Annotated in this window: 12 protein-coding genes; all 12 read left to right on the forward strand. The window is 33.5% G+C overall.

What is annotated here, in order from left to right; genetic code table 11:
- The first annotated feature begins 255 nt into the window (after positions 1-255).
- The gene (locus V6246_RS11995) at positions 256-828 is read left to right on the forward strand and encodes a GNAT family N-acetyltransferase (RefSeq protein WP_341560729.1); all 573 of its coding nucleotides are present in this window, start codon (positions 256-258) and stop codon (positions 826-828) included.
- A 30-nt stretch (positions 829-858) separates the two neighbouring features.
- Entirely contained in the window at positions 859-2,040 is a 1,182-nt protein-coding gene (locus V6246_RS12000; protein ID WP_341560730.1) for an argininosuccinate synthase, read from the forward strand.
- 85 nt (positions 2,041-2,125) lie between these two features.
- Positions 2,126-3,109: an N-acetyl-gamma-glutamyl-phosphate reductase gene (gene argC / locus V6246_RS12005; protein ID WP_341560731.1), complete on the forward strand. Its 984-nt coding sequence runs from the start codon at positions 2,126-2,128 to the stop codon at positions 3,107-3,109.
- A 240-nt stretch (positions 3,110-3,349) separates the two neighbouring features.
- On the forward strand, positions 3,350-4,144 hold the full coding sequence (proC, locus tag V6246_RS12010; RefSeq protein ID WP_341560732.1) for a pyrroline-5-carboxylate reductase: 795 nt from the start codon (positions 3,350-3,352) through the stop codon (positions 4,142-4,144).
- Positions 4,145-4,146: 2 nt separating this feature from the next.
- A complete protein-coding gene (locus tag V6246_RS12015) occupies positions 4,147-5,304 on the forward strand; it encodes an aspartate aminotransferase family protein (RefSeq protein WP_341560733.1) in 1,158 nt (385 codons plus the stop codon).
- A gap of 137 nt (positions 5,305-5,441) precedes the next feature.
- The gene (locus V6246_RS12020; RefSeq protein ID WP_341560734.1) at positions 5,442-6,635 is read left to right on the forward strand and encodes a glutamate-5-semialdehyde dehydrogenase; all 1,194 of its coding nucleotides are present in this window, start codon (positions 5,442-5,444) and stop codon (positions 6,633-6,635) included.
- Position 6,636: 1 nt separating this feature from the next.
- Entirely contained in the window at positions 6,637-7,401 is a 765-nt protein-coding gene (proB, locus tag V6246_RS12025) for a glutamate 5-kinase (RefSeq protein WP_341560735.1), read from the forward strand.
- Positions 7,402-7,500: 99 nt separating this feature from the next.
- The gene (locus V6246_RS12030) at positions 7,501-8,439 is read left to right on the forward strand and encodes an acetylornithine carbamoyltransferase (RefSeq protein ID WP_341560736.1); all 939 of its coding nucleotides are present in this window, start codon (positions 7,501-7,503) and stop codon (positions 8,437-8,439) included.
- Positions 8,440-9,219: an acetylglutamate kinase gene (gene argB, locus V6246_RS12035; RefSeq protein WP_159019532.1), complete on the forward strand. Its 780-nt coding sequence runs from the start codon at positions 8,440-8,442 to the stop codon at positions 9,217-9,219.
- A gap of 2 nt (positions 9,220-9,221) precedes the next feature.
- Positions 9,222-10,292 carry a M20 family metallo-hydrolase gene (locus tag V6246_RS12040; protein WP_341560737.1) on the forward strand — a complete coding sequence of 357 codons (1,071 nt, stop codon included), beginning with the start codon at positions 9,222-9,224 and terminating at the stop codon, positions 10,290-10,292.
- Positions 10,293-10,374: 82 nt separating this feature from the next.
- Complete coding sequence (argH, locus tag V6246_RS12045) at positions 10,375-11,649, forward strand: argininosuccinate lyase (RefSeq protein ID WP_341560738.1); 1,275 nt, start codon at positions 10,375-10,377, stop codon at positions 11,647-11,649.
- A 46-nt stretch (positions 11,650-11,695) separates the two neighbouring features.
- On the forward strand, positions 11,696-12,247 hold the full coding sequence (locus tag V6246_RS12050) for a hypothetical protein (protein ID WP_341560739.1): 552 nt from the start codon (positions 11,696-11,698) through the stop codon (positions 12,245-12,247).
- Positions 12,248-12,288 lie beyond the last annotated feature (41 nt).

The raw sequence follows: 12,288 nt of genomic DNA on the forward strand, positions 1-12,288 counted from the left end.
AGTTATTCAGTGAAAACAGGAAACAACATATCTCTTATCTCTTCTGTTTTAGTAGCAAATACTAAAGCAACTGTTGTGCGTATTCCTCAAATTCGCCCCATGGGGCTTTTCAATTAAGAAAGCTATTCGCTTTCCAAGTTTCGTTATTTTTTTTAAAAGGATTTTTTAAGTATTTAATACTTAAGCTAATCATTTGTTTTAAAGTCATTTATTGATTTTGAATTAAATAAAAATATACCTTAAAGGTATTGTAAAATGGATACTATATTGGATACAGATATTATAAGTGTTATAGAGAAAGCTGAGGCCTATTGTTCCGAGGAAGAGATAGAAATAAAGCTAGTTTATAAACTTTCAAATAAAACGTTAGAATTAATTTCAGAACGATCTAAAGAGCTCGCTACGTTATATTATGTAGATGTCGAGATGCTAAGAACTCGTGCTGAAAACGGCTGTTTTATATTGAAAAAAAATGATAGAATTTATGGGCATATTTTTGTCCATGAGCATCATGTAAAAGGCCACTCTGTTTACGAACGTACTTCCCTATGGGTAGATCGCGATTGCCGTAATTGTAACCTCGGATTACTATTAATGTCTAGAATGACCGAATTGTTTTCCGATACCTTTCTTATTTCTGTTGCGCAAACACCTAAAGTACATCATTATAACGAGTTAATAGGGATGACGCACGTTACCCTAGCTAAAATGTCTACAGGATTAGTTGAAGAACTTGAAAAGTTGGGGAAATTACGTGATGAATTAAATTTCAAATATTACGTTAATGATTGTTTCAAGTCTGAAATAGGTCAATTAAAACAAATTTAAATTATAGAATAAGTTATATAAAATTATACAATGAAAAAATTAGTCATAGCATACAGTGGAGGATTAGATACATCTTACTGTGCCGTTAGTTTATCAAAAGAATATGATGTACACGCTGTAAGTGTAAATACTGGTGGTTTTACAACTGAAGAAATTAAACATATTGAAAGTAATGCCTATAAAATGGGTGTTTCAACTTATAAAAATATTGATGCCGTAGCTACATTTTATCAAAAAGTAGTGAAGTATTTAATTTTTGGTAACGTTTTAAAAAACGGTACATATCCTTTGTCTGTAAGTGCTGAGCGTATTATTCAAGCTATAGAAATTATTGAATATGCTAAAAGTATTGATGCAGAATATATTGCGCATGGTAGTACTGGAGCTGGTAACGATCAGGTTCGTTTCGATATGATTTTTCAAACATTGGCACCAAATATTAAAATTATTACACCAATTAGAGATCAAAAATTAACAAGACAAGAAGAGATTGAGTATTTAAAATCTGAAGGAATTGATATGCCTTGGGAAAAAACAAAATACTCTGTAAATAAAGGCCTTTGGGGAACTAGTGTTGGTGGAGTAGAGACTTTAAAGTCTGAAAAACCTTTACCAAGTGAAGCTTACCCATCTCAATTAGAAAAAGAAGGAGAAGAGAAAGTAACACTAACTTTTAAAAACGGTGAGTTTGTTGCGCTAAATGGTGAGGCAAATGCTCCAGAAGTAAATATTGAAAACTTAAATAATATCGCCTCGGCTTATGCTATTGGTAGAGATATTCACGTTGGAGATACTATTGTTGGAACTAAAGGACGTGTTGGTTTTGAAGCCGCAGCTGCTTTAATTACAGTAAAAGCACACCACTTGTTAGAGAAGCATACATTAACAAAATGGCAATTACAACATAAAGATTATCTGTCTAGTTTTTACGGTATGCATTTGCATGAAGGACAATATTTAGATCCAGTAATGAGAGATACGGAAGCATTTTTACAAAGTTCTCAGAAAATGGTTTCTGGTAATGTTGTAGTATCTCTAAAACCTTATCACTTCTCTTTAGATGGTATTGTTTCAGATCACGATTTAATGTCGAGTAAGTTTAGTACTTACGGTGAAGAAAACAAGGCTTGGACGGCAGATGATGCTAAAGGATTTATTAAGATTTTCGGAAACCAAAATAAAATATACAGACAAGTAAATTCTCAGGAATAGAACTTGAATTGAATAATTGAGTTATTTCGAAGTATTAAGAAACTACATAATTTTAATACGGCGAAATGAACAAAAATAGTATATAATGAAAAATATTGAAGTTGGAATTATTGGAGGTGCTGGTTATACGGCTGGTGAGTTAATTCGTTTATTAATCCATCACCCAAACACAAACATTAATTTTGTGTTTAGCACATCGAATGCTGGAAATAAAATAAGTAAAATACATCAGGATTTAGTAGGAACCTTGGATCAAGAATTTACCGATACTGTTAACCCAGATGTAGATGTTTTATTTTTATGTTTAGGTCACGGAAATTCGGTGAAGTTTTTATCGAATAATACGTTTTCTGATAATACAAAAATTATAGATTTAGGAAATGATTTTAGATTAGAAGCCGATAAGGTTTTTGATGGTAAAACATTTGTTTACGGTTTACCAGAATTGCAACGTGAAGCTATTAAAACTGCAAATTATATTGCAAATCCGGGGTGTTTTGCAACGGCAATTCAGTTAGGTTTGTTGCCTTTGGCAGGTAAAGGTTTGATAGATAAAGATGTGCATATTAATGCTGTAACAGGTGCTACTGGTGCAGGAACATCGTTATCTGCAACAACACATTTTACTTGGAGAGATAATAATTTTTCATACTACAAACCATTTACGCATCAACATTTAGGTGAAATAAATCAATCGGTTAAGCAATTGCAAAGTGATTTTGCTACTGAGATTTTATTTATGCCAAATAGAGGTGATTTTCCTAGAGGGATTTTTGCAACACTTTACACCGATTTTGAAGGTACTATTGAAGAGGCAAAAACGATTTATAAAGATTTTTATAAAGATGCCAAATTCACTTTTGTATCGGATGATCAATTACATTTAAAACAAGTAGTAAATACTAATAAATGTTTAATACATTTACATAAGCATAACGGTAAATTATTGGTGACTAGTATTATCGATAATTTATTAAAAGGAGCTTCGGGACAAGCCGTACAGAACATGAATTTGATGTTTGGTTTAGACGAAACTACTGGCTTAGGTTTAAAAGCTACTTATTTCTAGAATATTATTTTAGAATTTGAGTAAGTACATAACAGTGGCGCGTTAGGAATAGAATGGCAAGTTTGAGCTCCTCAACTAACGTAAGGGAGCGAGTAGAGAAATATTTATATTCATGATTTCTTTAATTCAAAATAGAAATCACCGAATAAAGCCGGACTCTTGTGGTAACGTCAAAACAGAACTAAAAATTAAGTTTTCGTTGTCACGGAAATGAAAAAAACGTATATAAAATTAGGCATTATGAGAGTAGCCATAATTGGTGCAGGTAGCTTGGGGCAGTCGATTGCAAAAGGCTTATTAAGTTCGGAAGCGTTGACGAGTTTGTATTTAACAAAACGAAACTTAGGCGCTTTAAAGGATTTTGATAATTCGGAAAAAGTAACGTTAACTACAGATAATATTGAGGCTGTAAAACATGCAGATATTTTAATTTTTGCTATTCAACCAAGACATTTTGAAGGTATATTAAACGACCTGAAACCACATTTAACTAAAGCACATGTTTTAATTTCTGTAATTACCGGATTTGCTATTGCAAGAATTGAGGCTATTGTGGGGGAAGATCATTACGTGGTACGCGCTATGCCGAATACTGCGGCATCTGTGGGACAATCAATGACTTGTATTTCTACCAATAAAAAAGGAAAGGAAAAAATTGATTTAGCTATGGCTATTTTTAATAGTTTGGGTACTTCGTTGGAAATTCCGGAGGAACAATTACAAGCCGCTACAGTAATTTGTGCGAGTGGTATTGCCTTTTGGATGCGCTTAATTCGTGCAACAACACAAGGAGCGGTTCAGTTAGGTTTTGAGGCACACGAAGCTCACCAACTAGCGATGCAAACGTGTTTTGGCGCAGCTAGTTTATTGAAAGAATCGGGTAAGCACCCAGAAGAGGAAATAGACCGTGTAACTACACCTAGTGGTTGTACTATTGAAGGTTTGAATGAAATGGAACACCGCGGTTTAAGTTCGTCGCTTATAAAAGGAATAAATGCATCTTTTGAAAAAATTAACCAGATAAAAAATAATTAGTTATGCCACTATTTAATGTATATCCGTTGTATGATGTTACGCCTGTATCGGGCAAAGGCATTTATGTTTATGATGAAAAAGGAAACGAATATTTAGATCTTTATGGTGGTCATGCCGTAATTTCTATCGGACACGCACATCCAAAATATGTGGCAGCGATTTCTAATCAGGTTGCTGCGCTTGGTTTTTATTCTAACGCCGTGCAAAACCCTTTGCAGGTTACACTGGCTGAAAGATTAGAAACGCTTTCTGGTTGTGAAGGTTACGAGTTGTTTTTGTGTAATTCTGGTGCAGAAGCAAATGAGAATGCTTTAAAATTGGCATCTTTTAAAACAAATAAAAAACGTGTTGTTGCTTTTAGCAATGGATTTCACGGTAGAACATCGGCAGCTGTTGCAGTAACCGATAATAAAAATATTATAGCACCAATAAACGCGCAACAAGCCGTAACTATTTTGCCTTTAAATGATATTGAAGGTGTAAAAAGAGAACTTGAAAAAGGTGATGTTTGTGCCGTAATTGTTGAGTTTATACAAGGTGTTGGAGGTTTAGATCAAGGTACTGCCGAATTTTTTGAGCAGGTAGATTTGCTTTGTAAAGCAAACAATACCTTTTTTATTGCCGATGAGGTTCAGTCTGGTTATGGCCGTTCGGGAAAATTCTTTGCTTTTCAACATTATAATGTAACGCCAGATGTTATTTCTATAGCGAAAGGTATGGGGAATGGTTTTCCAATAGGCGCTATTTTAATTCACCCAAGCATTGAAGCTAAATTTGGTATGTTAGGTACTACGTTTGGAGGAAATCACTTGGCTTGTGCTGCTGGTTTATCTGTTTTAAGCGTTATTGAAGGCGAAAAATTAATGGATAACGTAAACGAGATGTCGTGTTATTTCGTGAAACTGGCTAAAACAATTCCGCAGATAAAAGCCATAAAAGGTAAAGGATTAATGATTGGTTTGGAGTTCGATTTTGAAGTTGGCGATTTACGCAAAGAGTTAATATATAAGCATCATATTTTTACTGGTGGTGCCATGAATAAAAACTTGTTGAGAATTTTACCTCCATTAACCATTAGAAAAGAGCATATTAATATGTTTTTTGAAGCTTTAGTTGAAGTTTTAAACGAGGTTGAGGAACTGGAAGTGAATAACTCGTAGAGGAAATAAAATATAGAATAGAAAGAAATATAGGTTGTTATATTAAGTATTTTGTCATTTCGACTTTATGAGAAATTACATAAATAAAATCGTTGTCAACCAAATATATCTCCAACTGAAAAACTGAATATTAAAAAATGAACACCCTATTATCCATAGAAACTAGAAATGCTGTTTTATTAAAAATGGCAAAGCTTTTAGAACAGGAGCGTCAGGAGATAATTAGCATAAATAAAACAGATTTAGAGGCTTATAAAGGTGACGATATTTCGATGTTCGACCGATTAAAAGTAGACGATTTTAAAGTTGATGAAATGATAAAATCTGTTACGCATTTGGCTTCGCAAGAAGATCCAGTTGGTGTAGAGCGTTTTAGCTTTAAGCATGATAACGGGATGCAGGTTTATAATAAAACAGCATCGTTTGGTACGGTTTTAATTATATACGAATCGCGTCCAGATGTTACGGTAGAAGCTGCCGGAATTGCATTTAAATCGGGTAATAAAATTTTATTAAAAGGCGGGAAAGAGTCTTTAAAATCAAACTTAAAAATTGTAGAATTATGGCACCAAGCTTTACAAGAACAAGGCGCATCAACCGATTGGGTTGAGTATTTACAATTTAACCGTACAGAAACTCAAGCTTTTTTAGAAAAGCCAACACAAAAAGTAGATTTAATTGTACCACGTGGTGGCGAGCGGTTAATTGCTTTTGTAAAAGAGCATGCTACATGCCCAGTGATTATCTCAGGACGTGGTAATAATTTTGTTTATGTGCATAAAGATGCCGATTTAGATATTGCTATTGATGTTATTATGAATGGGAAATCTAAAATTTCGGCTTGTAATGCGGTTGATAAAATTTTAATTGATAAAAATCTTGCAGATAAAGCGACATTTGTAAATCGATTAATTGCAAAATTAAAAGAAGCTAATATTGAAGTTTTAGGTGATGCTATTATTTCAAAAAATCATGAGGTAGAAGCAATTACTTCAGATGATATTTGGTATAAAGAATTTTTAGATTATAAAATACTTATTGGTGAAATAGAATCTAACCAAGATACTATTGCTATGATTAATAAATATTCTGGTGGACATTCTTCTGTTATTGTTACTACAAATAATGACGAAGCTAAAATGTTTATGGAAAATGTAGATACGGCAGCAGTTTACCATAATGCGTCCACACGTTTTACTGATGGTGGGCAATTAGGCTTAGGAGGCGAATTGGCTATCAGTACAGATAAATTACACCAACGCGGACCAATTGGTTTGCAGCATTTAGTTACCAACAAATGGTATGTTCATGGTAACGGACAAACAAGATAGCATGCAGAAAAAGAAACGAATTTTATTAAAAATAGGGTCTAATACACTAACCAAAGAGACCAACAATATTTCCCGTGGTAAAATTGAAGATGTTGCGAATCAAATAGCAAAACTTCAAGATACTTGCGAGTTTATTATTGTAAGTTCTGGCGCAATAGCTGTAGCAAAACAGTTTGTAAAGTTAGAAAGTAAGCAGGAAGATGTTTTTGTAAAACAAGCCTTGGCATCTATTGGTCAGCCACATTTAATTCGTATTTACCAAGAAATTTTTAGAGAATACGGTTTATTAACATCTCAGTGTTTATTATCGTATTCCGATTTTGAAAAACAGGAAAGTAAAACCAATATTGTAAACACCATAAATGTTTTGGTGCAAAACAATTATATTCCTATTATCAATGAAAATGATACGGTAGCTACAGATGAGATTAAATTTGGTGATAACGATAAATTAGCCGCTTTAACAGCTTCTCTTTTAGAGGTGGATTTACTTATAATAGCAACTAACACTAACGGAATTTACACTAAAGAATCAATAGAGAAAGGTGTGCCTGAAACTATTGCTGAGGTTACCGACTTTGATGGCTTAAGAGCACAAGTGGTTAATTCTAAATCTTCCCACGGAAGTGGAGGTATGGAGTCTAAAATTGAGGCTGCGGCCGTTACCAAAAAAGCGAATATCGAAACTTGGATTGTAAACGGTTTGGAAGACGATTTTATAACCAATGCGTTTGATAATAAAGTGCCCTTTACCAAAATAAAATAGTAAAGTTTTAGGCGAATGTAGCCTGAAATAAATAATTAAAGTACAAGACTTTTTTAGGTTTCTGAAACCAAGAAAGTTATTAAAAAATAAGTTTAAAAAATGAAACATTACACATCCATTAACGATATCGATAACATCCATACTTGGATTGAAGAAGCGAAAGCCTTAAAGGAAAACCCGTTAGAAGACATTGAATTAGGTAAAAACAAAACCTTAGGTTTATTATTCTTTAATTCTAGTTTGCGTACGCGTTTAAGCACGCAAAAAGCGGCTTTAAATTTAGGAATGAATCCTATTGTAATGAATGTTTCAGGCGATGCTTGGGGAATTGAGTTTGGTGATGGCACTGTTATGAATGGTAATACAGCCGAACACATTAAAGAAGCTGCCGCTGTGGTATCTCAATATTGCGATATTATTGCAGTTCGTGCATTTCCAAGTTTAACCGATAGAGCATTGGATGAAAGTGAACATGTTTTAGAGTCTTTTAAAAAGTTTGCATCAGTGCCTGTAATAAGCATGGAAAGTGCTACAGGTCATCCATTACAAGGTTTAACCGATGCTATTACTATTGCAGAGCACGCTAAGGGGTCTAAACCAAAAGTTGTGTTAAGTTGGGCGCCACACATTAAGGCGTTACCACATGCGGTTGCAAATAGCTTTACGCAAGCCATGAGAAAAATGGATGTGGAGTTTGTAATTGCAAATCCAGAAGGTTATAACTTAAACCCGGAAATTACGGGCGATACGCCAATTTATCACAATCAAGAAGATGCTTTCAAAGATGCCGATTTTGTATACACAAAAAACTGGAGTTCTTATGAGGATTATGGTTTAGTTGATAATATTGATCCGGAATGGATGATTACTAAAGAGAAAATTGGTGAAGCTAAATTTATGCACTGTTTACCAGTTAGACGTAACTTAGTTGTAGAAGATGCTGTTTTAGATAGTGATAGCTCTTTAGTGATTCAACAAGCAAATAATAGAACCTTTGCAGCGCAATTAGTACTCAAGAAGATTTTAGAAAACTTATAGATGAAAGAAAAATTATCAATCATAAAAATAGGAGGGAACATCATTGAAGATGAAACCTCATTACAAGCTTTTCTAAAGTTGTTTGCTAATTTAAAAGGCAAAAAAATCTTAGTGCATGGTGGCGGTAAACGCGCTACACATATAGCATCAAAATTAGGAATTGAGTCTCAAATGGTAAATGGCAGACGTATTACCGATGCCGAAACTTTAGAGGTGATAACCATGGTTTATGGTGGCTTGGTTAACAAAAATGTTGTTGCCAAACTTCAAGCTTTAAATACCAATGCTATTGGATTAACAGGTGCAGATATTAATAGTATTCAATCGGTTAAACGCCCTGTTAAAGATATTGATTTTGGTTTTGTAGGCGATGTAGAAAGCGTCGCTCACGATTCTATAGATAAATTAATTCAAGCCGATTTTACACCGGTATTTTGTGCTATTACCCACGATGGTAATGGGCAATTATTAAACACAAATGCCGATACTATAACCTCGCAAGTGGCTATTGGAATGAGTAAATTATACGAAACATCTATTTATTATTGTTTCGAATTAAACGGGGTTTTAGAAGACATTAACGACAAAAATTCGGTTGTTAAACATATTGATACCAACCTGTATCAAGATTTGTTAGCAAAAGGTATTATTGCCGATGGTATGTTGCCAAAACTAGAAAACTGCTTTGCTGCTTTAAAAAATGGCGTTAGCACAATAAACATGGGGAATACAGAAATGTTAACCCAAGAAAATGATAATTTTACAAAAATAACTTTATAAAAATGACGCAGCAAGATTTAACAAATGATGCCATTTCACTTTTAAAAAAGCTGATAGAAACACAGTCTTTTTCTTCGGAAGAGGATCCAACGGCATTACATATCGAAGATTGGTTTAAGCGTTATAATATTGATTTTAAACGTACACAAAATAATGTTTGGGCAGTAAACAAGCATTTTGATGAGAGTAAGCCAACATTGCTTTTAAACTCACATCATGATACCGTAAAACCAAATTCAGCATATACTAAAGATCCTTTTAAAGCCATTGTAGAAGATGGTAAATTGTATGGTTTAGGTAGTAATGACGCTGGAGGATGTTTGGTGTCTTTAATTGCGACGTTTACTCATTTTTACAAGCATGATAATTTAAAATACAATCTGGTTATTGTCGCTTCCGCGGAAGAAGAAAGCAGTGGCCCAAATGGCTTAAACAGTATGTTGGCTGTAATACCTCACGTCGATGTTGCTATTGTAGGCGAACCGACTTTAATGAATTTAGCTGTAGCTGAAAAAGGACTTGTGGTTTTTGATGCTGTTGTAGCTGGAACGCCAAGTCATGCGGCACATCCAAACGATAATAATTCTATTTATAACACCATAGAAGTGTTACAATGGTTTAAAGATTTTAAGTTCGAAAAAGGTTCTAAAGCTTTAGGTGATGTGAAGTTAACGGTAACGCAAATTAATGCAGGTTCTCAGCATAATGTGGTTCCTGGTCATGTAGATTTAGTTGTCGATGTACGTGTAAACGATGCATATACCAATACAGAAATCGCTGAGATTTTACAAGAAAAAGCGCCGTGTACAAGTATTACACCACGTAGTTTACGTTTAAATTCATCTTGTATTCCAATGGATCACGATTTAGTGAAAGCAGGTATCGAAATGGGACGATCTACTTATGGTTCGCCAACATTATCCGATCAAGCCACATTAACGTGCCCATCTTTAAAACTAGGGCCTGGAGATAGTACGCGTTCGCATTCAGCAGATGAATTTATTCATTTACATGAAATAGTAGAAGGTGTCGATTTGTATATTAAATTATTAGATAAGGTTATCGTAAAATAAAAAAAATGGAAAGTAGATTGTTCTTCTTTCTTTAAAATAATAGATTTTCGCTTTCGCGGAAACAGAAAAAAAAAGTATTAAGATGAAGTTGTGGGATAAAGGTATTTCAATAGATAAAAAAATAGAACAATTTACTGTTGGAAACGATAGAGAAATTGATATTCATATTGCAAAGTACGATGTAATTGCGTCGCGTGCACATGCTAAAATGCTTCAAAAAATCGGAATTATTTCTGTTGAAGAGTTAGTCGATTTATTACGTGGTTTAAAAGGACTAGAAGCTCAAATTGCCGATGGTACTTTTGTTATCGATGCACAGTTTGAAGATGTACACTCTAAAATTGAATTCGAACTTACTAGAACTTTAGGTGAAGTTGGAAAAAAAATACACACAGCACGTTCTAGAAACGATCAAGTTTTAGTGGCTTGCCATTTATATTACAAAGATAATTTGAGTGTTATAAAAGATAAAACTAAAACGCTTTTTAATACACTTTTAGATTTAGCTGATACATATAAAGATAAGGTTTTACCTGGCTATACGCACTTGCAAGTAGCTATGCCATCATCTTTTGGGTTGTGGTTTTCTGCATACGCAGAATTAATGATAGACGACGTGTTTCTATTAGATGCTGCTATAAAAACGGTAGATCAAAATCCGTTAGGTTCGGCTGCAGGTTACGGAAGCTCTTTTCCTATCGATAGAGAATTAACAACTAAAGAAATGGGGTTTGCAACACTTAAATACAATGTGGTTGCAGCACAAATGGGGCGTGGTAAAAACGAACGTACTATTGCTATGGCTCTAGGAAGTTTGTGTAATACACTGTCTCGTTTTGCAATGGACACCTGTTTATATATGAGTCAGAATTTTGGATTTGTTTCTTTTCCAGATGAATTAACAACGGGAAGTAGCATTATGCCACACAAGAAAAACCCGGATGTTTTTGAGTTAATTAGAGGTAAGTGTAATAAAATACAAGCCTTACAAGGTGAAATGGTTTTAATAACCAATAATTTACCAAGTGGATACCACAGAGATTACCAATTATTGAAAGAAAACATGATTGCTGCTTTCGAAGAATTAAAAGATATCTTGGATATTTTTAACTATTCTATTCAGCAAATTATAGTGAAAGACGTTGATGTAAATAGCGATTTATATAAATACCTGTTCACAGTTGATAATATAAATACTTTGGTTGTAGAAGGACAAAGTTTTAGAGAGGCTTACCAAAAAATTGGCGGACAGGTGCAAGATGGTACTTACGTCCCTGATACCTCTAAAAAGCACACACATGCCGGAAGTATCCATAACTTATGTTTAGATAAAATTCGTGCTAAGTTCCCTGTTTAATTTTAGTTGAAACGGATTTTGTTGTTGTTTCTAGTTTATACAATTTATGAAAATAATGTTTAGAACAGTTGTTTTATTATTTATGTTTTTCACACAAATAACGTTTTCACAAGAAAATGGTAATTGGGTTAAAGCATCAGTATTTACTAAAACAGATACTATTCAGGGGTTTGTTAAAACTAAAAGTATTTCTTTTGATAGTGTTAAATTCAAGAAAAGTATGGATGGCTCTACGGAGCATTTAACACCTGATTTAATTGAAGGATATAAGGTTAAAGAAGAGCTTTATCTAAAAAGATTTATAAAAAAAATAGGCAGTTTCGGTTACTATAAATTTGCTAAATTAATAGATGAAGGTAGGTTTACCTTATTCGAAACTATAGAAGAAAGTTCAAATTCTTTGAAAAGCCCTATTTTGTTGTTAGATTTTGACAATAAGTTTGTTATGTTTAAGGTTTTTGGCTTTAGAAAACTGAAAAACAAGAAAAAAATTGCTCAGAAACTGAACGACTATGAGGTATTACAAAGTATAGTTTTAGAAAGAAGATTTGATTATAACAGTTTTGTAGAAGAAATTATAAATCTTAATTCGAAATAATGGTTTGCTAATAAAAACTAGATTTATTTTGAAGAACTTGT

This window comes from Algibacter sp. TI.3.09 (assembly GCF_038154905.1).
Taxonomy (GTDB): Bacteria; Bacteroidota; Bacteroidia; order Flavobacteriales; family Flavobacteriaceae; genus Algibacter.